General features: G+C 35.5%; 25 protein-coding genes and 1 pseudogene. 19 read left to right on the plus strand and 7 right to left on the minus strand.

Annotated features, from left to right (window positions below; all coding sequences use genetic code 11):
* Positions 1-2: 2 nt before the first annotated feature.
* Positions 3-140: a YqzM family protein gene (locus ACMGGO_RS06555; protein WP_004226902.1), complete on the minus strand. Its 138-nt coding sequence runs from the start codon at positions 138-140 to the stop codon at positions 3-5.
* 165 nt (positions 141-305) lie between these two features.
* Here ACMGGO_RS06555 and holA point away from each other — a divergent pair, with 165 nt between their 5' ends.
* On the plus strand, positions 306-1,316 hold the full coding sequence (holA, locus tag ACMGGO_RS06560; RefSeq protein ID WP_066036468.1) for a DNA polymerase III subunit delta: 1,011 nt from the start codon (positions 306-308) through the stop codon (positions 1,314-1,316).
* A 95-nt stretch (positions 1,317-1,411) separates the two neighbouring features.
* Here the strand turns inward: holA and rpsT are convergent, their stop codons facing one another.
* Complete coding sequence (gene rpsT / locus ACMGGO_RS06565) at positions 1,412-1,660, minus strand: 30S ribosomal protein S20 (protein WP_004226906.1); 249 nt, start codon at positions 1,658-1,660, stop codon at positions 1,412-1,414.
* Positions 1,661-1,823: 163 nt separating this feature from the next.
* On the opposite strand from rpsT, the gene gpr reads away from it, so the two are divergent.
* The 4 genes from gpr to lepA all read left to right on the plus strand — a co-directional run bounded on the left by gpr (position 1,824) and on the right by lepA (position 8,641).
* Positions 1,824-2,840 carry a GPR endopeptidase gene (gene gpr / locus ACMGGO_RS06570; RefSeq protein WP_048392158.1) on the plus strand — a complete coding sequence of 339 codons (1,017 nt, stop codon included), beginning with the start codon at positions 1,824-1,826 and terminating at the stop codon, positions 2,838-2,840.
* A 120-nt stretch (positions 2,841-2,960) separates the two neighbouring features.
* Complete coding sequence (spoIIP, locus tag ACMGGO_RS06575; protein WP_225340378.1) at positions 2,961-3,815, plus strand: stage II sporulation protein P; 855 nt, start codon at positions 2,961-2,963, stop codon at positions 3,813-3,815.
* Positions 3,816-4,409: 594 nt separating this feature from the next.
* Entirely contained in the window at positions 4,410-6,305 is a 1,896-nt protein-coding gene (locus ACMGGO_RS06580) for an acyltransferase family protein (protein ID WP_374805213.1), read from the plus strand.
* A 509-nt stretch (positions 6,306-6,814) separates the two neighbouring features.
* Positions 6,815-8,641, plus strand: coding sequence for a translation elongation factor 4 (lepA, locus tag ACMGGO_RS06585; RefSeq protein WP_004226914.1), 1,827 nt, complete (start codon positions 6,815-6,817; stop codon positions 8,639-8,641).
* A 109-nt stretch (positions 8,642-8,750) separates the two neighbouring features.
* Here lepA and ACMGGO_RS06590 read toward each other — a convergent pair whose 3' ends face one another.
* On the minus strand, positions 8,751-9,032 hold the full coding sequence (locus ACMGGO_RS06590; protein ID WP_259948159.1) for a tyrosine-type recombinase/integrase: 282 nt from the start codon (positions 9,030-9,032) through the stop codon (positions 8,751-8,753).
* 283 nt (positions 9,033-9,315) lie between these two features.
* Between ACMGGO_RS06590 and ACMGGO_RS06595 the strand changes: the two genes are divergently transcribed.
* The gene (locus ACMGGO_RS06595) at positions 9,316-9,789 is read left to right on the plus strand and encodes a hypothetical protein (RefSeq protein ID WP_259948156.1); all 474 of its coding nucleotides are present in this window, start codon (positions 9,316-9,318) and stop codon (positions 9,787-9,789) included.
* Between the two features lie 144 nt (positions 9,790-9,933).
* Here the strand turns inward: ACMGGO_RS06595 and ACMGGO_RS06600 are convergent.
* Positions 9,934-10,047 (minus strand): annotated as a pseudogene (locus tag ACMGGO_RS06600) (type II toxin-antitoxin system HicB family antitoxin); the annotation flags it as partial.
* Between the two features lie 142 nt (positions 10,048-10,189).
* Here ACMGGO_RS06600 and ACMGGO_RS06605 point away from each other — a divergent pair.
* The 6 genes from ACMGGO_RS06605 to ACMGGO_RS06630 all read left to right on the plus strand — a co-directional run bounded on the left by ACMGGO_RS06605 (position 10,190) and on the right by ACMGGO_RS06630 (position 15,405).
* A complete protein-coding gene (locus ACMGGO_RS06605; RefSeq protein ID WP_081011009.1) occupies positions 10,190-10,531 on the plus strand; it encodes a DUF2834 domain-containing protein in 342 nt (113 codons plus the stop codon).
* A gap of 133 nt (positions 10,532-10,664) precedes the next feature.
* Positions 10,665-11,285, plus strand: coding sequence for an AAA family ATPase (locus tag ACMGGO_RS06610; protein WP_036076269.1), 621 nt, complete (start codon positions 10,665-10,667; stop codon positions 11,283-11,285).
* 328 nt (positions 11,286-11,613) lie between these two features.
* On the plus strand, positions 11,614-12,330 hold the full coding sequence (locus ACMGGO_RS06615) for a hypothetical protein (RefSeq protein ID WP_048392161.1): 717 nt from the start codon (positions 11,614-11,616) through the stop codon (positions 12,328-12,330).
* Positions 12,331-13,189: 859 nt separating this feature from the next.
* The gene (locus ACMGGO_RS06620) at positions 13,190-13,429 is read left to right on the plus strand and encodes a hypothetical protein (protein WP_036076270.1); all 240 of its coding nucleotides are present in this window, start codon (positions 13,190-13,192) and stop codon (positions 13,427-13,429) included.
* Positions 13,430-13,936: 507 nt separating this feature from the next.
* Positions 13,937-14,326, plus strand: a complete 390-nt coding sequence (locus ACMGGO_RS06625) for a tautomerase family protein (RefSeq protein ID WP_066036462.1) — start codon at positions 13,937-13,939, stop codon at positions 14,324-14,326.
* 215 nt (positions 14,327-14,541) lie between these two features.
* Positions 14,542-15,405 carry a GH25 family lysozyme gene (locus ACMGGO_RS06630; protein ID WP_048392162.1) on the plus strand — a complete coding sequence of 288 codons (864 nt, stop codon included), beginning with the start codon at positions 14,542-14,544 and terminating at the stop codon, positions 15,403-15,405.
* A 131-nt stretch (positions 15,406-15,536) separates the two neighbouring features.
* Here ACMGGO_RS06630 and ACMGGO_RS06635 read toward each other — a convergent pair whose 3' ends face one another.
* From ACMGGO_RS06635 to ACMGGO_RS06645, 3 genes are all read right to left on the minus strand, one after another.
* Positions 15,537-15,671: a hypothetical protein gene (locus ACMGGO_RS06635; RefSeq protein ID WP_004226973.1), complete on the minus strand. Its 135-nt coding sequence runs from the start codon at positions 15,669-15,671 to the stop codon at positions 15,537-15,539.
* A 356-nt stretch (positions 15,672-16,027) separates the two neighbouring features.
* Complete coding sequence (locus tag ACMGGO_RS06640; RefSeq protein ID WP_374805219.1) at positions 16,028-16,573, minus strand: GNAT family N-acetyltransferase; 546 nt, start codon at positions 16,571-16,573, stop codon at positions 16,028-16,030.
* Positions 16,574-16,586: 13 nt separating this feature from the next.
* Positions 16,587-16,922 carry a hypothetical protein gene (locus tag ACMGGO_RS06645; RefSeq protein ID WP_103118461.1) on the minus strand — a complete coding sequence of 112 codons (336 nt, stop codon included), beginning with the start codon at positions 16,920-16,922 and terminating at the stop codon, positions 16,587-16,589.
* A 149-nt stretch (positions 16,923-17,071) separates the two neighbouring features.
* Here ACMGGO_RS06645 and ACMGGO_RS06650 point away from each other — a divergent pair, with 149 nt between their 5' ends.
* From ACMGGO_RS06650 to ACMGGO_RS06680, 7 genes are all read left to right on the plus strand, one after another.
* Positions 17,072-17,824, plus strand: a complete 753-nt coding sequence (locus ACMGGO_RS06650; protein WP_115674123.1) for an SMI1/KNR4 family protein — start codon at positions 17,072-17,074, stop codon at positions 17,822-17,824.
* A 58-nt stretch (positions 17,825-17,882) separates the two neighbouring features.
* A complete protein-coding gene (locus ACMGGO_RS06655) occupies positions 17,883-18,221 on the plus strand; it encodes a cupin domain-containing protein (RefSeq protein ID WP_054550083.1) in 339 nt (112 codons plus the stop codon).
* A gap of 86 nt (positions 18,222-18,307) precedes the next feature.
* Positions 18,308-18,991 carry a VOC family protein gene (locus tag ACMGGO_RS06660; RefSeq protein ID WP_374805224.1) on the plus strand — a complete coding sequence of 228 codons (684 nt, stop codon included), beginning with the start codon at positions 18,308-18,310 and terminating at the stop codon, positions 18,989-18,991.
* A gap of 69 nt (positions 18,992-19,060) precedes the next feature.
* Positions 19,061-19,471 (plus strand): GNAT family N-acetyltransferase, encoded by a 411-nt coding sequence (locus ACMGGO_RS06665; RefSeq protein ID WP_374805226.1) that lies wholly within the window; start codon positions 19,061-19,063, stop codon positions 19,469-19,471.
* An 18-nt stretch (positions 19,472-19,489) separates the two neighbouring features.
* A complete protein-coding gene (locus ACMGGO_RS06670; RefSeq protein WP_374805228.1) occupies positions 19,490-20,479 on the plus strand; it encodes a zinc-dependent alcohol dehydrogenase family protein in 990 nt (329 codons plus the stop codon).
* Positions 20,480-20,745: 266 nt separating this feature from the next.
* Entirely contained in the window at positions 20,746-21,768 is a 1,023-nt protein-coding gene (locus tag ACMGGO_RS06675) for a DUF1835 domain-containing protein (protein ID WP_259948140.1), read from the plus strand.
* Positions 21,769-21,818: 50 nt separating this feature from the next.
* Complete coding sequence (locus ACMGGO_RS06680) at positions 21,819-22,247, plus strand: GatB/YqeY domain-containing protein (RefSeq protein WP_048392170.1); 429 nt, start codon at positions 21,819-21,821, stop codon at positions 22,245-22,247.
* The last annotated feature ends 44 nt before the right edge of the window (positions 22,248-22,291 follow it).

The raw sequence follows: 22,291 nt of genomic DNA on the forward strand, positions 1-22,291 counted from the left end.
AATTACTGTGATACAAATTCTACTATAGTTGCAATAATAAACATAAGCGTGAAAACGCCAAATGATACACCGAAGCCAACACCAGAATCGATGGCATCGTTACGTCGACATTGTATGTTTTTTCCTTCAAATGGATTCATTGTTATCCCTCCAATTCTGTTATTTATTATAAGACAACATGGTCATAAAAGCTATATCGAAAAGGTGATTTCCCCGTCTGGCAAGGAATCGACACAATTCGGTCAAAGACACAAAGGACTATGAAATCATGTATACTAATAGTATTGCTAGATGGAGGGGAAATTATGATTTCAACGGTTTGGAATACAATAAAAAAAGGTGAGCTTGCACCAGTATATTTGCTTGTTGGTGAAGAAAGCTATTTTATAGATGAAACCATTAAACGTTTAAAAGAGGCATTGGGTCCAGAAGAAGATCTGGAGATGTCCACATTTGATTTAGAAGAAGTACCAGTAGATGCAGTCATGGATGAAGCAGATACCATTCCTTTTTTCTCAGAACGTAAGCTTATTATTGCTAAAAATGCTTCGTTTTTAAAAGCAACCGAGAAAGGGAAGGAAAAAATCGATCATGATGTGAAACGATTGGAAACATGGTTGTCGAATCCTTCTGATTTTTCCGTAACGGTTTTTATTGCTCCTTATGAAAAATTGGATGAGCGCAAAAAAGTGACTAAAATGATGAAAGAGCATGCATTATTTGTACAAGCAGAAACACCAAAAGAGCAGGATTTAGCCTTATGGATTCAAGGCATTGTCAAAACACAAGGTAATAGCATTACACAAGATGCTATTGAATTGCTTGTTACGATGGTCGGAGCCAACATGCTACAATTACAGATGGAAATTGACAAGCTAACCCTTTATTTAGGTGATGGTGGCGAAATTACAACTTCTTTAGTGGAGGATTTGGTGGCAAAAACATTAGAGCAAGATGCCTTTAAAATGCTTAACGCATATTTGGCAAATGACTCTGTCGGAGCCTTGTCTATCTATCATGATTTATTGCGACAAAAACAAGAACCTATTATGTTAGTGGGCTTGCTAGCATCCAATGTTCGTACTATGTCAAATGTTTTTTATTTATTGAAAAAAGGTTATCACCCTCAACAAATCGCTAAAAATTTAAAAATTCATCCGTATCGCGTCAAACTTATGATTGAGCAACGGCATCGGCCTTCAGAAGAAAATTTGCTACGGGCATTATATCAATTAGCAGAGGTTGATTTACAGCTAAAATCGTCTGGTGGAAATCGAGAGCGCTATCTAGAGCTATTTTTATTGCGCCAACTATAGGCAAAGAAAGCTGTCCAATAAGGACAGCTTTTTATGTTCTCTATAAAATTAAAAAGATCAGCTACTCCTAATAGAGTATCTGATCCTTTAAACAATTACGCTTTTTTAGCAAGGCGAGACTTTTTACGAGCCGCCGCGTTTTTGTGGATAAGTCCTTTTGAAGCTGCTTTATCTAAAGATTTGAAAGCTGCTTGTAAAAGTTCTTGTTTGTTTTCAGCGTTAGCAGCAACAGCGTTTTCAGCTTTTTTCACTGTAGTACGCATTGCAGATTTAGCTTGAGAATTAGCAATGTTAGCTTTTTCGTTAACTTTTACGCGTTTAATCGCAGATTTAATGTTTGGCATATATTTCACCTCCTAAATTAGGTACGAGATGATATCTTCTCATTGATTTCTTGTGTCAATACAACAAAAATCATTTTAACAAACGCTTGGCCAAATTGCAATAGATAAATGCAAAGAATATTTACTTGACAGTTTGAACAAACTACAGCTTGAGGTGAACTGTATGCAAAATTTTAATTGGCAACGAACAGATTTAATCGATGAATCAGAAGAGGTAGTTGTCCATCAGACCAAAGAGCAAAAAGAAAAGCTTGAACAATCAAGTGGCATTCAAATTGAAGATCGGAATGCTGGTAGAGTAAAAATTACAGATGTTCTTGTAGATGCTGAAGGGGAAAAGCAAATTGGTAAAAAAGAAGGGCAATATATTACCCTTTCTGTCCCGACACTAACATTAGAAGATCAAGAAGGCTTTGCACAACTTGAAAAAGAATTGCTTGTAAATTTCAAAAAAATGCATGACGCACTTTCTTGGCAAGAAGACGATAAAATTTTAATAGTCGGTTTAGGAAATCGCACTATTACACCCGATGCAATAGGTCCCTATTTAATTGACCATTTGCATAGTTTAGATGTCATTGATGAAAAATTTGTCATGTATGCTCCTGGTGTAACAGGACAAACAGGCTACGAAACAGGTGAGTTTGTGGCTGCTATTGCTGAACGTCTGCAACCGAAATTAATCATTGTAGTAGATGCACTTGCTACAAGAGCGAGTAATCGACTCTGTAAAACGATTCAATTAACAGATACAGGCATACATCCAGGTTCAGGAGTAGGCAATCAACGGCAAGAGATTTCCTATGAGATGCTTGGCATTCCCGTAACAGCAATAGGGATCCCTACTGTAGTAGATGCACCTGTATTAATTGCGGATGCGGTAGAAACTATGCTCCGTTCGATAGCTGCTCGTGTGGCTGAACGCAGTAAACCGTCATCGAAGCTTTCATTATCCTCATGGCAACCAGATATCAACAAGGAACTGGATATGACATTAGTACAACCTATATTTGGAGAATGGGCGACATGGACGAAAGAGGAGCGGCAGCAGCTGTTTGAGGAAACCTTCGCTGGCTCCCACACACAACTGATGGTTACACCAAAAGAAGCAGACTATTGGATTGATCGCTATGCAAAATTAGTGGCTTCTATGCTAATGAATTGGGCAAGTGATTTATAAAATAATGAAGAAACAACGCTTAGAGTAGTCCTTCTAAAACACGCTTATTTATGCGTAAAACAAGAAATTTATTTTCGTTCTAATTAACATCCCCCCTCCATACGATATGGGGAGGAGGGTGTGACTTTGCTAAAAAAACTACAATGGTCATTTGGTATATTATTGTTCTTTTTCGTATTACCTGTCATTGCTGGGCAACTTCCGTTCAACAAGCAAGCATCGACTCCGATCAAACAATCAGAAGATAAGCAAGTCGTGTTTGCTGCTACCAATTTAGCTGAACAAAGTGTACTGGAACAAACGAAAGAACCTGAACCAGATCAAGCCCTAGACCCGGACCCATTTAAAGTGTTAGTGTTATTTACCCATACGCATGAAGCATATGAACCTATGGTGAAAGCAGTGAGTGGTAAGGTAGCGACTTCTCATGAAACGGTCAATATTATGAGCCTGAAGGATAAGATTGTGAATCATTTTAATGTAAATGGTTTAAAGACGGATGTTCTTGATGTAGATATTATGAAGAAATTACAAGAAGAAGGTAAAGGCTATCATGAATCTTATAATGTGATGAGGCCATATTTAAGTAAGCATTTAGAAACAAATAATTATGATTTAATAGTTGATTTACATCGTGACTCATTAAAACATGATCTTACAACGATCTCATATAATGGGGAAAATTATGCGAAAATCGCTATTGTTGTTGGGGCAGAACATGCTAATTACCGTTGGAATACAGCCTATGCTGAAAGTTTATCATCCACACTAAATGCCATCGTTCCAAAAATTTCTAAAGGGGTTATTTCTAAAAGTGGTGATGGGGTTGATGGGCGATACAATCAGGATTTAGCAAAGCAAATGATGATTATTGAGATTGGTGGAATTGGTAATACTGAGGAAGAGGTTAATCGTACGATTGCTGTAATTGGTAAGGCAATATCAAAAGCGTTTGTCAATGATTCAACAAAATAGACTAATCATATTAAAAAGTGGGACTCTTGTGGGCTCACTTTTTTTTATATTGAATGATAATAAAATTTCCAGAAATAATTCTCATTAATTGTCTTTCCATTGCTCCATTCTTGTCTTATAATTTTCAAGTTGGCTCGCGAATTTCATGATAAAACGTTAAATGAAGGCATATGCAAATAAAGCAAACTTACTTTTGGAGTATATACCATTTTTGGGGATGCCTCTATAGCAAATATACATATGAATTTTTAGAAGACTAAAAATGATAACGTTTCATTTTTCTCTCAAACTTTTATCGTATTTCAATCGTCAAACATATAAGTGAATAAGCAAAAATAATAGAGAGGGGATGGTTATCAATCCAAAAGGTTCTATTACGTGACAACAGGTTTTATCTTGATGCAGAAGGGAATACCTTCAAAAAGCGATACTCCTTGTAGCATTTGGATGTAACTAACATCATTTAACCAAAGCCGTGTGCGGTTATTACAGATTGTGACAGCGCTTTTAGATTGACTTCTACTTTGTACAGCTAGAAAAAACCAACACATTATACCGAAACGAAATTGAGAGATTATTGAAGGAAGGAATAGTATGTCAGGCAAGTCATTAAATCATCGTTATATTCCTGGACTAGACGGGATTCGAGCATTGGCTGTATTAGCAGTTATTGCTTATCATTTTAACTTCAGTTGGGCTAGAGGTGGCTTTTTAGGAGTAGATATCTTCTTTGTATTATCGGGCTATTTAATCACCTCTACCATCTTACCTTTAAAGGGCAATCAATTAACAGTCAGCCTAAAGAAATTTTGGGTGGGACGATTTAGAAGGCTACTACCAGCTGCCTACGTTATGATTGTTACATCATTTGTTTGGGCAATGCTCTTTCATAAAGAGCTTCTCCATACTTTGCGCGGGGATGCATTGTCCTCCATTTTTTATTCAAGTAATTGGTGGTTCATTTTTCATAAACTCTCTTATTTTGATAGTTTCGGTTCTCCATCACCTTTAAAAAACCTATGGTCATTAGCTATTGAAGAACAATTTTACTTGATTTGGCCATTGCTCTTAATGATTGGACTTTTTGTTGTTAAAAAACAAAATAAACTAGCAAATATCATCTTTTGTGGTGCCCTTTGTTCAGCATTCGTAATGGCGTTACTCTATCAGCCAGGCGCTGATCCTAGTCGTGTTTATTATGGAACGGACACACGTTGTTTTGAATTATTAATAGGCTGTTGGCTAGCACTCGTTTGGCCAATGAAACGACTATCTTCTCAAAAATTATCAGCGAACCATGTGAAGAAACTAAATATTATGAGTTTCATTGCACTTACTATTTTTTTAGTAAGCATAGTGTATGTGGATGAATATCAATCCTTTCTTTATAGAGGAGGCATGTTTTTATTTTGCTTGAATGCTGTCGTTTTGATTGCATGTATTTCTCATCCGGTCAGCATACTAGGAAAAATATTAGCATGGAAGCCATTATGTTGGATAGGCTCTCGTTCCTACGGCATTTATCTATGGCATTATCCTGTCATGGTTTTAGGGACACCCATTCATGAAATTGGTAATCCTTCCTATTGGCGAATATTCCTGCAGCTTTTACTAATCCTGATGATTGCAGAGCTATCCTATCGCTTCATTGAGATGCCCATCCGGAAAGAAGGGTTCCGAGTCTATTGTCAAAAATATCTGATTTGTAATAAAAACAAGTGGGGAAGCCTTACTTTTCCACGAAAAATATCAACGGTTATGGTTCCTCTTTTTCTGCTTGTATTTTTCACAGGCATGACGGGTGTAGTGGGTGAAAGTCAGCAAAACCCATCTAAAACGCTGCCAACAACGATAAAAATTAATGGCGAAGAGCCTACAGCCAATCTGAACAAGCAGGACAAACAAGCTGAAGCCTCTACCGACAAGCCTTCTCAAAGTAAGGATGAGGGAGTAGAGGATGTTCAGAAGATAGAAACACCTAAGCAAGAAGAAAATAACACCATTATAGAGCCTGAAAAGGATGAGTTTTATCGTGGCATACTAGCCATTGGTGACTCCCTAATGATTGATATTGCACCGAGCTTACATAATATGTATCCGACTATTACAATCGATGGAAAAATAGGCCGTCAAGTTTCGCAAGCTGTAAAACTTGCACCAAATTATGCAAGTTTTAATCAACCTAATCATGCAGTCATTCTACAATTGGGGACAAATGGTTATTTTACGACTGACCAAATGGATGCACTCCTTGAAGCTTTTTCAAATGCCGATATTTATTTAGTGAATACACGTGTGCCGCGATCTTGGGAAGCAAAGGTGAATGAAGCTTTACTGCAAAAAGCACAGGAACATGAGCGAATAACACTAATTGACTGGCATGCAGCAGCAATCAATCACCCTGAATACTTTGCCCCTGACGGTGTACATTTAGAGAAAAAAGGGATAGAAGTTTTAACAAAGCTCATTCAACAATCCTTAAACAAATAAAATAAAAAAGGTCAGTATACACAGTTTTATCTGCGTAGCTGACTTTTTCTATATCTTAGAAAGGGAGCTATTTGCTCTACATCTATTAGTTGTTCCTGTATGGTAAGCTTGATATTTGATCTGTTCCATTATATGGAAGATGGTGCGATGTCCATTCTTTCTTTTACTAATCATAGTTTAGGTTTATAAAAATGGGATTGTGTTCACGCTTTTTAGCAATATGGATGATGATATCTTTTGGAGATAGCGTGCTTTTCTTGGTTGATCAGGCGAAGATTCATCCATCGAACCTCTCCTCATGTCGAGTAGACGCATTTTCATTTCAACTGCTACACATCGAGTACTACTATAGCTGATTTGTCTGCATTTATATACTTAATACTGTAAAATTTAAAAACGACATGAAACACTGAAAGTATTGATATTATAGGCTTTCAAGTCTAGTTGCTGTTGTACTTTGCGTTATGTTCATAGTATAATTCATTATAGTTTAATTAGGAGTGGAAAAGATGAACCGAGAAGCACGTTTAAAACGACAAGAGAATATACGAAATTTCTCTATTATTGCACATATTGACCATGGGAAATCAACGCTTGCTGACCGTATTTTAGAGCAAACAAAATCTTTAACTTCCCGTGAGATGAAGGCACAGCTCCTCGACTCAATGGATTTAGAGCGTGAGCGAGGCATTACAATTAAGTTAAATGCAGTTCAATTAAAGTACGAAGCAAAAGACGGCGAAGTGTATACATTTCATTTAATCGACACACCAGGACACGTCGATTTCACATATGAAGTATCACGAAGTTTAGCTGCTTGTGAGGGTGCCATTTTAGTTGTGGACGCAGCACAAGGTATTGAAGCACAAACACTAGCAAATGTTTACTTAGCACTAGACAATGATTTAGAAATTTTACCTGTAATCAATAAAATTGATTTACCTGCAGCTGACCCTGAACGTGTACGTCAAGAAGTAGAAGACGTTATTGGATTAGATGCATCTGAAGCAGTATTAGCGTCTGCGAAAGCAGGTATTGGTATCGAGGATATTTTAGAGCAAATCGTAGAGAAGGTACCAGCGCCAACTGGTGATCCAGATGCACCACTACAAGCTTTAATTTTTGACTCTGTTTACGATGCCTATAAAGGTGTTATCATTTCGATTCGTGTCATCAATGGTACTGTCAAGCCTGGCGATAAAATTCGTATGATGGCAACAGGTGCGGAATTCGAAGTTATTGAAGTTGGGGTACATACACCAAAAGTTGTGCCACAGGCTGAATTAACAGTGGGTGATGTAGGTTACTTAACCGCATCTATCAAAAATGTAGGTGACACACGTGTAGGGGATACTGTAACCTATGCAAACCGTCCTGCAGCTGAGCCATTAGCTGGTTATCGTCGCTTAAACCCAATGGTCTACTGTGGTTTGTATCCAATCGATACAGCCAAATACAATGATTTACGTGAAGCGTTAGAAAAACTAGAGTTAAATGACTCTGCGCTACAATATGAGCCAGAGACATCGCAAGCACTTGGTTTTGGTTTCCGCTGTGGATTCTTAGGATTACTACATATGGAAATTATTCAGGAGCGTATTGAGCGTGAATTTAATATCGACTTAATTACAACAGCACCTTCCGTAATTTACAATGTTCATATGACAGATGGTACTGAGCTGAAAGTCGATAATCCATCCTTTATGCCAGACCCTCAAAAAATCGATCGTGTCGAGGAACCATATGTGAAAGCAACAATCATGGTACCAAATGATTATGTGGGAGCGGTTATGGAACTTTGTCAAATGAAGCGTGGTAATTTCATGACGATGGATTATATTGATACATCGCGTGTAAGTATTATTTATGAAATGCCATTATCAGAAATTGTCTATGATTTCTTTGACTATTTAAAATCAAATACAAAGGGCTATGCATCATTCGACTATGAACTTATTGGTTACCAGCCATCGAAATTAGTGAAAATGGATATTTTATTAAATGGTGAGCAAGTCGATGCCCTAAGCTTTATCGTACACCGTGACTTTGCCTACGATCGAGGCAAAATCATCGTAGAAAAATTAAAAGAATTAATCCCACGCCAACAATTTGAAGTACCAATTCAAGCAGCAGTTGGACAAAAAATCGTGGCGCGTTCAACAATTAAAGCCATCCGTAAAAACGTATTAGCGAAATGTTATGGTGGAGATATTTCCCGTAAACGAAAACTTCTTGATAAACAAAAAGAAGGTAAAAAACGTATGAAACAAGTAGGCTCAGTCGAAGTCCCTCAAGAGGCATTCATGGCTGTGCTGAAGATGGATGATTCGAAGTAATATTGATATAACAGGGTTTATAGGGGTTTTTAATAATTGATTTTATATCAATTTGGTGGGGTTCCCCACCAATTCCCCACCATAAAAAAATAAGTTAGAAATTCTTTTCTTATATATCTTGAGCAAATGAGTCAAAGATGTTCGCAACATCTCTAGCCATTTTCTCAGTGAGGTGGACATAGCGATCTTCTGTTACAGTAGCTCGACTATGTCCTAATCTTTTTTGTACTGTTTTAACAGATGTACCATTTTCGATTAAAGTTGTAGCATGTGTGTGGCGTAAGGAATGATAGTTAAAACTAATATTTAACTTTTCGCTTATTTTTCTAGTATTATATTTAATTACACTTGGCGTACAATGTTCGCCATTTTTTTTTACATACATAATCATGTTCAGAATCCTTTTGATAAAACTTACTATATTTTAAACGACAGTCCTACTTAATAAAAATACTGATGTTATCGATACAGTATATAATCAAAAAGAAAAGAAATTGAAATGGTTAAAAAGCAATTGGCAGTACAAAGGAGATATAAAGTAAAAAAAGCACTACGGGAGATCCAGTATAAAGGTAATTCATATATAACATTACAACAATCCATGGTATAGTCACTGTGGATTGTTGTAATTTAGTTAATATAACTATTGCTAATAGTGTAAAGGGGTTTAAATTATGGCTTTATTAAAAGATTATAGTGATCAACCTAATTGTGAAGTTGAAATAAATTTAGTTTTAGTTAATGAATCTAGTGTGAAATTTAATATTCTATTTCGATCAGGTCATAGTTTTCCTGAAATAAGTTCTGAAATAGTTTGTATGAGAAGAGACTTTTTTAAATTATTAGAAGATCTAAGACAAATTGATACTAAACATCTAAGTATGTTAGAGGCCCATGATCCTGGTTTATGTATTTATCATATCCCACTATTTGGTTCTTATTATTACCCTGGACATGGTTTTCTTCAAGTACCTGAACATGAAAGAGACGAATGGGAACCTTATTATAGACTAATTTTTGTGTTAGATGCTGGGGAGAGAAATAATCATAGTGCATCAGAAACTGGGCCTGCACTATGTTTAAAAGTGAAAATGGAGCAAATTAACGAATTTGTAGAGACCCTAATATCAGAGGCAAATAGCTTTTGAGTTTATAATAAAAATCAATGTAGTAGGATATTTAACAAATAGAACATAATAAAGCCTTTAATATAAAAGTTGAATAATTTTTAATCAGTTACCAAAATAAAGACCAGGCGCTCATTTGAAAGTGAGTACCTGGTCTTTTTTTGTTTATTGTTCTTTTCTAATGATTCCTAAGCGTTCTTTTATGACGAACTGAAGTAATTGAGAGAAATTTATATTTTCATTTTCAGCAGCATCATTTAACCATTTAGGAATAGTTAAAAGACAATTGGTTGGAATGGTAAATGGAAATATTTATATTTATATTTAAATTATTTTTTATGAGGTATGATTAAACTGAAAGAGTTTAATTAAGAAGTATATTATTTGTGAAAATCATATAAAGAGGGGAAGTTTAATTTAAATGAGAAAAGTGTACTTGTTATTTGCGATTATCGGCACAGTATTCCCGTATTATTTTTTGGTGCAATTCTTGAACAAAAACGGATTTGATTTAGGGTTATTAGTAGATTTATTATTTGCAAACTCGATATCGACCTTCTTCGCTGTTGACTTTTTTATTTCATGCTTTGTTTTTATAATCTTTATGTTTAATGAGTCAAGAAAGTATAACATTAAAGAAAAGTGGATATGTCTATTAACTTTGTTTACAGTTGGTTTATCGCTGGCATTACCGTTATTTTTGTTTTTCAGAGAGTCATACATAAAGAAAGAAGTGTTGTTAAACTCCAATGAAAGAACGTGAAAATCTTACATTTTCTATGGTGTTGTATTGATTTTGTGTTACATGGATGGCAAACGGAGCAGGTTAGTTTAACAACCGTAAATAATTCTACAGTCCTTATTTAGATAGAGATTACATTAATTAGGGGGAGAAAATGAGTGATTTTAGAGGGATAATCTTAGAAGGCTATTCGAATGCTGGAAAAACATCAGTCTTAAAAGCGTTGAAACAACTTCACGCAAGTGATGATGCCGAACGTAGTGTCATAGTTCTCAGTGAGCATTATTCGCAAGTATTACACAAAGTAAATGGTGAATTAAAGTCGTTAAGTCGAGAGGAACACTTACAAGTCTTAAGAGAAAGAGTCACGATGTTGAAAATGTTAAATAATTGGTCAAGAGAAATTGGACAAACTCAACGTTCAAAAGGCTTATTCTTTATTTTGGAAAGGTTTCATTTAAATCATCGAGTAGCATTTTCTCATTCAATATCAGATGAAATTAAGGAATTAGAAGCCCAGTTACTTGGAATGGGAGCAAGATGTACTTTGTTAACTGTATCACCAGAGAATTTAGAGGAAAGAATAAGTAGTAGAAATCCCAATGAATGGGAAGGGAAAACCATGCAAGAAAAGAAATTAGCGTGTGAATTATTATTAGACCAACAACAAGAGTATAGGAGTCAAGCTGAAAATTCAATCATACCTACAATTGAAATAAATACTGATAATAAAGATTGGGATTCCTACGCAAGACAGATTTACTTATTCAACTAACGGAATGCTTTAATTAAATACACCATAAAAGACCACTCCAAAATGGGTGGTCTTAAATTTTTCCCCATCAAACCTATAGCAAGGCTGGGAAGCGGTCTAATATGAAGTCTAATCATGCATTTCATATAAAAGAAACCCCATATAAAAAACGTTCAGTAACTTTTAATAATTGATTAAATATAAGTGATAGTATTCCAAAAAATATAAATAGACCTAATTTGGAGAATTGGCTTTTATAATAAATGGAAATAGTTATCCAAATAAACTTTATTTGAGGTATTATTAAAAGAGTTCGAACAAAATTGAACTAGAGGGAGGAGTATGTAATATGAAAATACAAAGCGTTATTATAACAATTGTCGCACTTTTATTTGTAATTATTGCAGGGTGTAGTTCAGAGACAGAAGAAGAGTCTATGGGCGAAGTTGAAAAGGAAATTCATACGCAAGAACTAGTAGAGTCTATGTTCAGTGAGGACAGCCTGGAGGCAGCGAAAGAAAGAATAGAGGAACGGGGCGGCTCAGTTTATATGATTCCACCACCTGAGCATACTGCTATCGGAGAAAATCAATCAACTGTAGTAGAACTTAAAGAGTCGGACATTTTAGACGGAGAAGATTCTAGTTTTGAAAATTATGACAACGTAGGAGAAATACGTCTTGATACGTTAGAGCTGGACTCTACTTTTGAGGAGCAAGATACATATATAAATGTCATGCTTACAGAACTAGGAATGGAGAAAGCTTATTATGCAATGCGTAAAACTTTATTGTGGACAGCCGGTAATCCTCCAGATGGACTCGAAAAACATAGTGATGGCACTCTATCTTTTTATCTAAGTAAATACTCTGAGCTTATAAATTGTCACTTTCAGAGCGCTAACCCTGACGTGAAAGAAAAAATTATCAGAAACATGCAGAACGCTTATAAAAACAATACACCTATAATTGTCTATGGAGAATTTGAGGAGTTTCTAGACGAAGAAGGATACTCTGGCTATCGTCTTATCATACATCGAATAGGCTTTAAAGAGGTCATAAATTAATAAAAGAATTTGATAAAAATCTTGAATTATTCATGGAAATGATGTTTAGAAACCTGCCAATTAAGACCACTCTGTTATGGGGGGCTTCAATGTTTTCTTCCACCTTCATGTCACAGTGTTCAGAGCCTACTAAGAGATAAAGAAAAATATTATGAGCATTTCTGCGAGCTTATCTAAAATGGTAATCGGTAATATGATAAATGCATTTAAAGAATGAGGAACTTCGGAATAAAATTTGGTGCTTCCTTTGATTCCAAAAAAACATTTATTTAACTATTCGAAATGGTATAATACATACACAACGTAGTAATTAGTCATAATAATGCCCAGTTACTCGTTTTTATTGAGTACTTGGGCATTTTTTGTTTTGGCTACTATCCTCTGCTTTTTTTCAGATAGTTTACAGTGAATCTTTTCAAAGGTCTCGAATCTCCTACTTTTAATTAAGTTATTTTTCCTTACTTTTTTCTTTTTCAATTTTTCTAAATAATAAATAAACTATTGAAATTATAATATAAAGTATGACAAAATTTAGAAGCACGCTATTTTCACTTTTACTGGCTATATATACGTATAACCCTATTACCACCGCTAATATGAATGATTTGTATATTGAAATCATATTACTTCCACCTTTTCTCAATATTAGAAATAATTTTATAGTACTTTCATATAATTTTATATTAATAGCCCTTTGTAATTGCAATCTCTTCAATTTTTGGAAAAATCAAATTATTATCAAAGTGCAATATAAAGATTTTCGAAACGCTCCGTAGCTACTTGCTTTGAAATATGGAATTCAAATCCCTAACAATACATTCATCTAGATTATTTCTATTACTATGTAGGAGTTTATGACATGACTATTAAATGGAACAGAGAAGAAATACTTTTCGATACTCTATATGAAGCTGACACCTGGGCAGATTCAATTGCAAATGAAATATATGGAAGAATTTATAACGGATATGATACACCAGATTACAAAATAGCCTATTCGCTTGCTTTTAGATTAGCTTCTATAAAAGAGTGTAGAGTTTATACAGAAAATAGTATTGAAGGTAGATATAAAGTTTGGGTCATTTTTGAAATTGAATAGTAAAGATGAGGTGCTCATTTAAAATTGAGTAGTTAATTTTTAGTAATTTAAGGTTCTTCCTTTTCATTTATTTAAATGTAGTGGTGTAGAAACTAACGAAGCAACAGTATGTCCTGAGCTTCTCTCACTCTCTCTTTCATTTCCTGGAGCTTTAAGGTATATAGGCACCCACAACTTCAAACGTTAGTTTGTCATCAACGATAATATATTTTATATCTATTTCTTTATCAGATTGGAACAACAGAATGTGTACTATTTGGATAACTGTTTCTATCTGAGCTTGCAGCGTATTGCAGTTAATTATGGTCACAGTTAAGTAGAGTTATTATTTTGGAATTGTTGGTTTAAATAGTTCACATTTGTTTCATGAATAAATTGGGTGATTGTTTAAATGAAACCAAGCATAGAATTAGCTTGATGGTCATGTTGAAGAATTTTATAATATCGTTATAGAACAGTATTTGGTAGTTGAGTTTAGATTAGTAAGTCAAGAAAGGTGAGAGGTCGTTGGGACAAATTAAAATTTATGGTGTTAAGAGAAGGTTAAATCCCATTAAGGAAACATTATCGAATATTATCCATTCTTGTATGGTGGACGCACTTGAATATCCATTAGATAAGAAATTTCATCGCTTTTTTCCTATGGACAAAGAGGATTTTTATTTTGCAAGTGAAAGAACTGAATCATATACAATAATAGAAATTAGTATGTTTGAAGGTAGAACGATTCAAGCTAAAAAACAATTAGTAAAGCTACTATTTGAACGCATAAATAACAAATTAAATATTTCACCTCAAGATGTTGAAATTACAATTTTTGAAACGCCTAAACATAATTGGGGAATAAGAGGGTTACCTGGGGATGAATTAGCACTTAATTACAAAGTAAATATTTGATATAAAGCCGCTAATTTTTTAGAGTGAATTCGACTATGTGAAATGTGCTCTGTCTTATTAATTATCTGACCACTAAAAATCGGTAAATGAAGAACCTATAAGGACTAAAATAATCTACATAACTTTATTTAATGAATGATTCTAAATAATGCTTGAAGCAATGGGTTTGTCGCTATTCATAATTTATTTACTATTTTTAGGGAGGAGAAAATTGTATGAGTTATATCATAGACATTTCACATCATCAAGGAGATATTGATTGGTCTGAAGCGGTTAAAGATGTTGATTTGGCTATCATCCGCACACAATATGGTACAAGCACAATTGACCGTAAATACGTTCAAAATATAGAAGCATGTATGAAGTACAAGGTACCTTTTGGGGTTTATATTTATGTTACCTTTAAAAATGGTACTGAGGCATTGGAACAAGCAAAAGACTTCTATAACAGAGCAAAAAACTATAATCCGCTATTTTATGTTGTAGATATCGAAGAAAGCTTTGGTGCTAGTGTCCAAAATATCGTACAAGGCACACAGGTGTTTATTGATTATTTAAAAAGTAAGGCTGTAAAAGTCGGGCTATATACAGGCCATCATTTTTACAAACCTTATCTGATGGATACCGTTAAAAATTATGATTTCCTATGGATTCCTCGCTATAGTGGCTCTAGCTCACCTGGACTAAAGCCAAACTTTGCCTGTGACTTATGGCAGTACACAGACAAAGGGATTGTAGCAGGTATTAAAGGAACTGTAGATTTAAACCAATTAAATGGATCTAAGTCTTTATCCTGGTTCACAGATACTGATAAGAAGAAGGAAATATCATTGTCTCAGTATGAAGAATTAAAGAAAGAAAATAAACAACTAAAACAGGAACTTACTGAAATGAAAGAGTTATTAGTTGGGATAAAATCAAATGCTATGGTATCACCAGCACATAAAGAAGATTGGGAGTGGGCCATTGAAGAGGGAGTTATACGAGGCGATGGCAAGTGTATGAATCCTACAGATCCACTCACAAGACAACAAATGGCAACGATGCTCAAACGGTTCTATGATAAATTTATTAAATAATAGCATTGTCTCGCCCATAAGTACCTGAGAACTAGCAGCAAAATATTTAGCCTAATATTGAGTGTATTCGTCATAAAAGGAATCACTATTTATAGTGATTCCTTTTATAGTGCGACCAACCTGTTTGAAGTTTAGTGAAACAATAGGAAAAACTTGGCTAATAAAAAAATGGGGACTCCTACAATTATTACGCCTGCAAAGAAATAACAAAACAACATAAAAACATCGAAAACCGCACCAGCTAAATCATCAATGAATTTTAACATTTCATTCCCCTCCAAACATAATAAGTATTAGCATTTATAATCTCTTTATTGCTTACCAATCATCATACTGATCTAAAGTCTTTTTTAGAGTCTTATCCCACATATCGAGAGTCCCGTAAATTGTTATTAGGATATTTTCATTAGATGGTAACACTTGAAAGCTAAGTGGAAATCATACTGAGTATTCATTGTAATTTGTCATACCCTAAACCACGAACCTTATGTGTAATTCCTAATAACACCCTGTAAATCATTTGGGAAAGTGTTTTATATTGTATGCATAAAGCATGTTATTGACTAAAGATTTGTTTTTTACATTGAGGTTCTTGTGTAATCTGATAGAGCATTTTTTACTTCTATATTCGAAATGGTAGTGTTCGTTTCCATATCATATGGTGACTATTTGCTCCCCAATAGTTTTCAAGGACAAAATCAGGCTGTCCAAATTTCTTCTGCCAGATCATTTGCGCTTGTTTATATCCACTATCTAAACAAAAACTAGGAACCCTTCGATTTTCTAACGTTAGGAGCATTTTCTGTAGTAGCATGGTGCCGATCCCACGATTTTGATAGTCAGGATGAATAAAAACGGTACCGATTTCTAGACAATTGAATAGTTCCTCTTTGATCGTTTGTTGAATGATTTCGTTGGCTTCACCGCATTCGATAGTGCCTATTATGTCATTGGTTTCTTCATTTAAAGCTAACCAGAAAAATCTTTTTTTGCCCTGGCTTTCTAAGTCCATTGCTACATACTGTTTTTTCGTTTCCCATTCATCCTGTTGATCGTCCACTAGCTCGGCAATTCCTTCTTTTTTATAAGTATCCCGAATGACAAGATCAAAGAATTCGTGTAACGCCTGGATGTCCGACTGTTCTGGACGTCTAATAAGTAATTTCATGATTGCTTGCTCCTTATAATGGATGTCGTTGGTGGTTTAGTAGGGATCGAGCTCGTTGCACATCCACATCTAGTAAGTCATTTATATCTTGCTGTACTGCGGTCAATCGATCAAGTGCCAGCTGTAACCAATGATCGGAGGCATCATATTTTTCAGCGTGCCATAGCAACTCTCCATAACAAATGGCAGCACGAATAAATGTGATATGGTCATTCAGCAGATTTGCCAAATGGGTGGCTTGTTTGAGACATGCTTCCCCTTGTTTTACCTTGCCATAATCTAAATAGCGAAGTGCTTTCAAAAATTCCGTGTTGGCTTGCTGTATTATCTGTTCATTAGTATGTTGCATGACAGATCGCTCCCATCCGTTATTTTTGTTCACGTTATGCATACTACCAGTCTATTTTAATGATTATAACATGTTCCCCTTATTTGGTTAATGATGGGGTATGTTAAAATGCAAGAAAGACACTTGGTCATCAAAAGGAGAGAATTCCATTGAAAGATTTAGAAAAGAAACTCGATGCAGTATTACAGCAAATGCGTGATTTTATTGATGAGCTTCAGGAGCGGGAGTCAGCCTATCCCATGGTTTTTTATCATCAATCAGAAGAGGATATTAGCCAATTTGTGGATGGTGGGTGGTCATTGCCAGCAGAGTATGTTTATTTTTTGAGACATTATGTTGTTGAAAGGGTTACATGGGCTACAGGTGATTATATTAATCTAAATATCTATGGCGCAAGAGATTTAATACGTGGGCAGGAGGGCTATAATTATAATCCAGTGACAGATGAGATGATTGAGGATTGGCCACATGATTATTTAGTCATTGCAACAGATGAAGGCGATCCCTATTGTCTGGATCTATCAAGAGGTGATACGGCTGTTTTTACCGCTCCCCATGGGACAGGCAATTGGCATTTTTCAATGGCTTATGACAATTTAATTTTGTTCCTTGAAAGTGTACTGATTCCACCTAGTTTAGAAGAAATGTTGCCTGAAGAAAGTTCTGTAGCGTACTATGAACTAACTATTACTGGGGAAGGAAAAGATAAACTAAAGACATTATTGTTGCTAAAAAAATTATTATCTTATGATTATTCACAAGCGAGAAAGGCTTTAGAACAGCCCCCGCTAGTAATTTATAGGGGAGTGGAAGCAGGTGCCTTAAAGTTAGAAGCTGAGTTACAAGCTATCCGTGCAGATTTTCAAAAAAGGAAAATTAGCTTAGCTGAATTTATTGGATGAGGGAAATTAACAAGAATGATGGATATCCCTCCTCTAAAGCAGGGAAGGAAGTGTAAGGATGAAAATTAACAAAGCATTAGCACAACATTATCAATGGGGAGCACAGTGTGATGGCTGGCATCTTGTACAAAATAGGGAGCTTAGTGTGATACATGAGCGGATGCCTGCTCAAACAGCTGAGGTAAATCATTATCACCATCATGCACAGCAGTTTTTCTTTGTTCTTTCAGGCACAGCTACAATAGAACTGAATGACCAAAGAATTGAGTTAAAGCAACATGAGGGAATTGAAGTACCTCCAAATTTACCACATCAAATGCGAAATGATTCACAAGAAGATGTAGAATTCCTCGTGATATCGCAGCCAAATAGCAGGGGAGATCGAGAGCTTCTCTAACTATACGAAAGTAAACTTCATTCTTTTGCATGAAGCCATTCTAATCAGCTACTTGTATAGTAGGGAGTGTAAAGGGGTGCTTAAAGATGAAGATTACGAAGGTAAAATTATATGTTCATGATATGCAAAAAATGGAGCAATTTTATGTTGATTTGTTAGGTTTTACTTTGTTAGAAAGAACAGCTGACTATTTTACAATAGCCGTGGGAGAAAGCAGGATGACATTTGAAAAGATGCCTTCTAAAATGCCAAAGCAGTATCATTTTGCATTAAATATTCCTAGTAACTTATTTCAACAGGCAAAGATTTGGGCAGAAGAGCATGTAGGCTTGCTGGATTCAGAGGGGCAGGATGAAGTCTATTTTGAGTTTTTAAAAGCATATGCATGCTATTTCTACGATCCAGAAGGCAATATAGTAGAGCTTATTGCAAGACAGGAAATAAATCCGAAACATGCTGAAGTTAATTTTTCTGTAGAGCAAGTGTTACATATTGGAGAAATCAATTTAACGTCAGATGACATTCAAACAATTGCTAAAAAATTAAAGAAGTATGCTATAAACCCTATAGCAAACAAGGAAATTCAACTGGATGGCCTTAATTTTCTAGGAAACTATGAAGACGGAGCCAATATCCTATTAGGACCAAGTGGACGTCTGTGGTATTTTTCTGATAAGAAAGCAGTTATCAGCCCGATTAGTATTGAAATAGACGAAGCTTTACAATTAAATATGGATGAAGAAGGGCAATTAAAGCTTCTGCAACTCTAACATCATAAACTTATTGTTGATTAAATATATGTTATTTTGTATATTTATTCAAAATAAGGAGGGTGTTATATGTATATAATCAAAGAAACAAATCCGACGATAGACTCCTATAAAGCATTGCACCAAACAACTGGCTGGAATGCAAAAGGGCAGTATACGTATGAACAATTATACAAGGCTATTTGTAATAGCTGGTTCAGTACATCTATATATGATGAAGGCAATCTAATTGGCTATGGACGTATTATCTCTGATGGTATCTATCAAACATTTATCTGTGATGTGATGGTGGACCCTGATTATCAACGAAAAGGAGTTGGCACAATGGTGATGGATGCTCTTTTAGAGCAATGTCAGAAAGAAAATATAAAATGGGTTCAATTATTTTGTGCCAAAGGTAAACAACCTTTCTATCAGAAGCTTGGATTTAAGGAACGTGAAATAGATGCTCCTGGTATGATGTTGTTCTATACAGAATGAATAAAGGAGCTAGAATCGTTGAAAGCAAAATGCCTAAAAATTTATGAATTTGGAAATCCACAAGAGGTTGTAAGGCTAGAGAATAAAACAATCGAGCCTCCTCAAGGTCAAGAAATTCTTGTTCGCATGCTAGCCAGACCGATTAATCCCTCAGATTTAATACCAATATGGGGGAAATATGCTCATAGAATCACTTTACCAACTATCCCTGGCTATGAGGGAGTAGGAATAATAGAAGCTGTTGGACCGCTTGTTTCACCAAGGCTTATTGGTCAGCGCGTATTACCGTTACGGGGAGAGGGAACTTGGCAGGAAGTAGTGAAAACGCAAGCAGATTTTGCAGTGACTATTCCTGACACGATGAATGATTTTACAGCAGCACAAATGTATATTAATCCAATTACAGCCTTCGTAACATGCTCAGAGGTACTTAATTTACAATCAAACGATGTCTTATTAGTAAATGCTTGTGGCTCTGCCATTGGACATCTCTATGCTCAACTTGCGAAATTGCTAGGCTATCAACTTATTGCTGTGACACGAAGTAATCAGCATACTGAAGAATTACTGCAACTTGGTGCAGCTTTTGTCATTGATACCTCTCATATGCCACTTTACGAAACCGTTATGGCATTAACAAATGGTAGGGGAGCAGATGCAGCAATTGATTCGATTGGTGGAGAGGCTGGCAATCAGCTTGCCTTCTGCGTAAAGCCCGAGGGTATTTTTTTAGCTATTGGTCTTTTATCGGGTATTCAGGTAAATTGGACAAACATTGTGAAGGAAGCAAAGGTACAAGCGAGGATGTTTCATTTACGCCATTGGCAACGTCAGACGTCAATTGAAAAATGGCAACAAACGATGCAACAACTTATACACCTTGTACAGGAAGGCTCCTTAAAAATGATGAATGTACATGCTCGTTTTCCATTATTGGATATCCATAAGGCAATCGATGCTGTTGAGGGAACTAAAAAAGGAAAAGTATTTTTAACGAATGTTAATTAAATAACATACTACCGTCGTAGTTGAGCTACTACGTGTAGTATGTTTTTTTATAGGGACATGAGTGTTTTTAGCTCTGGAGAATATAGTTCATACATTGTCCTGCTCCAAAAAGTGAGCAAGTCGCTCAAAAGAAGTGAGCCTCCGCCCAGATTAAAGAATTCACTAGCAATAGTAGTAACATATCTTTAAAACTAACTAAATTAGTAATTTGAGGTAATAAAGAGGTATGATAAGGTTAGGTGTTTTTAAATAAAGGAGTACAGATGATGGAGAAGATCAACCAACTAAAACAGTCAATACAACGATTGAGTGAAGCTGATGCGAAGTCGATGCTTCTTTTAACTTTAATAAATGAACAGTCAAGAGATAGCATGTTACAGTTTTTATTACAGCAAGCTGAGGAGCGGGATGCTTCAACGGTACAAACAGTGCATATTGTATTCGGTCATTCACCTGGGGGGAGCTTGAAAGCAGCCTTTCGTAATCCTGACTATGCTAAGTCCGAGGAGATTATTGTTGTGCCAGGTAATTTTTCTGTTGGTCCTTTAAAAGATGTACATACAAGGGACGGAATTGAAGCTCGTTTTCAATGGTTGGAACAGCGCTATCTAATAGAAGATGATGGATTGATCATATGTGAGCGGGAGATGAAGGAAGCAATAGAGAAAATTAAAAATATCCCCCCTCATCAGGATATACTGATTTGGACTTGTCAAAATGCTCATGAGCAAATAGGGCTTCGACTCGTTTTGGCGATGCTCGAACAGAAAACAAATGATATCTATGTATTAGATACTTTTCAGTTATTTCATGAGTTATATACTTTACCACAGTTAGCAGAGGATCATTATCCAAGATCGACTGGAGAGGTCAGCACAGAGGATTTACTTTACTTTTATGAACATTTCCAAAGATGGCCATTAAAAGAAGCATTGAGGCACTCCCTATGCAAAGAAGGGCTAAATCTGTTAATGGATGATTACGATTGCATACATACATGGAAATATCATGAACTTTGGGGAAATAATAATGAGGATAGAGAGGATGACTTGATCATTACCTGTGCTAAACGTTTACAGGAAGAACAAGAGGAAATTCATTACGAAGTTGCAGCTAGGTTAATTGGAGAGGTACTGGGGCATATGGAAGAATTGAGAGAGGCTGAATGGATCGACTATCGTCTGCGTCAATTAATTCAGCAAGGCATTTTTTCTTATGAAGGTGAGTTAAAGGGAATATTACACTATAAAGTAAAGTTAGCAGATGCAACGAACTATAATCCTTCATGATTTTTATGATATAATTTTTTTGATATAGACGGTTAGAAGGAGTGAGATCATTGTTAAAAACAGAAGTATTTGAACAATTAAAAACGGCAATGAGAGAAAAAGATACGTTAGCGAAGGGTGTATTATCTCTTTTAAAGTCAGCATTAGATTCAGCTGAAAAAGAAAAGGGAGAGGCTTTAACAGCTGACGAAGAAATAGCTATTATTAATCGAGAGGTCAAACAAACAAATCAGGCTTTAGAAGGTGCACAAACGGCTGGGCGAGCAGACCTGATTGAAAAAGAGGAAGCCAAATTGACACTTTTGAGATCCTTTTTACCAAAGCAATTATCAGAAGAAGAAATTGCAGAGAAATTAGTGGCAGCGGGTGTTGGAAAAGGAATGAACATGGGAGAAGCCATGAAAATTGCAAAACCATTGCTGACAGGTCAGGCTGAAGGTGCCGTTATTTCAAAAGTTGTGAAAAATATTATTGCCTAAACTTTTACCATTTTTGTAGGAGAGTTTTTATGGAAAGAAGAATC

Origin of the sequence: Lysinibacillus sp. BNK-21, assembly GCF_048684915.1 — a bacterium.
Lineage (GTDB): Bacteria > Bacillota > Bacilli > Bacillales_A > Planococcaceae > Lysinibacillus > Lysinibacillus capsici.

Bases quoted from the DNA above. Each gene is read 5' to 3' on its own strand.
- ACMGGO_RS06645 (WP_103118461.1), bottom strand. From the start codon at position 16,922: ATGCAACATACTAATGAACAGATAATACAGCAAGCCAACACGGAATTT.
- ACMGGO_RS06610 (WP_036076269.1), top strand. From the start codon at position 10,665: ATGAGTGATTTTAGAGGGATAATCTTAGAAGGCTATTCGAATGCTGGA.
- lepA (WP_004226914.1), top strand. From the start codon at position 6,815: ATGAACCGAGAAGCACGTTTAAAACGACAAGAGAATATACGAAATTTC.
- gpr (WP_048392158.1), top strand. From the start codon at position 1,824: ATGCAAAATTTTAATTGGCAACGAACAGATTTAATCGATGAATCAGAA.
- rpsT (WP_004226906.1), bottom strand. From the start codon at position 1,660: ATGCCAAACATTAAATCTGCGATTAAACGCGTAAAAGTTAACGAAAAA.
- ACMGGO_RS06660 (WP_374805224.1), top strand. From the start codon at position 18,308: ATGAAGATTACGAAGGTAAAATTATATGTTCATGATATGCAAAAAATG.
- ACMGGO_RS06675 (WP_259948140.1), top strand. From the start codon at position 20,746: ATGGAGAAGATCAACCAACTAAAACAGTCAATACAACGATTGAGTGAA.
- ACMGGO_RS06605 (WP_081011009.1), top strand. From the start codon at position 10,190: ATGAGAAAAGTGTACTTGTTATTTGCGATTATCGGCACAGTATTCCCG.
- ACMGGO_RS06580 (WP_374805213.1), top strand. From the start codon at position 4,410: ATGTCAGGCAAGTCATTAAATCATCGTTATATTCCTGGACTAGACGGG.
- ACMGGO_RS06590 (WP_259948159.1), bottom strand. From the start codon at position 9,032: ATGATTATGTATGTAAAAAAAAATGGCGAACATTGTACGCCAAGTGTA.
- ACMGGO_RS06555 (WP_004226902.1), bottom strand. From the start codon at position 140: ATGAATCCATTTGAAGGAAAAAACATACAATGTCGACGTAACGATGCC.
- ACMGGO_RS06640 (WP_374805219.1), bottom strand. From the start codon at position 16,573: ATGAAATTACTTATTAGACGTCCAGAACAGTCGGACATCCAGGCGTTA.
- ACMGGO_RS06615 (WP_048392161.1), top strand. From the start codon at position 11,614: ATGAAAATACAAAGCGTTATTATAACAATTGTCGCACTTTTATTTGTA.
- ACMGGO_RS06595 (WP_259948156.1), top strand. From the start codon at position 9,316: ATGGCTTTATTAAAAGATTATAGTGATCAACCTAATTGTGAAGTTGAA.
- ACMGGO_RS06620 (WP_036076270.1), top strand. From the start codon at position 13,190: ATGACTATTAAATGGAACAGAGAAGAAATACTTTTCGATACTCTATAT.
- ACMGGO_RS06665 (WP_374805226.1), top strand. From the start codon at position 19,061: ATGTATATAATCAAAGAAACAAATCCGACGATAGACTCCTATAAAGCA.
- ACMGGO_RS06630 (WP_048392162.1), top strand. From the start codon at position 14,542: ATGAGTTATATCATAGACATTTCACATCATCAAGGAGATATTGATTGG.
- holA (WP_066036468.1), top strand. From the start codon at position 306: ATGATTTCAACGGTTTGGAATACAATAAAAAAAGGTGAGCTTGCACCA.
- ACMGGO_RS06635 (WP_004226973.1), bottom strand. From the start codon at position 15,671: ATGTTAAAATTCATTGATGATTTAGCTGGTGCGGTTTTCGATGTTTTT.
- ACMGGO_RS06655 (WP_054550083.1), top strand. From the start codon at position 17,883: ATGAAAATTAACAAAGCATTAGCACAACATTATCAATGGGGAGCACAG.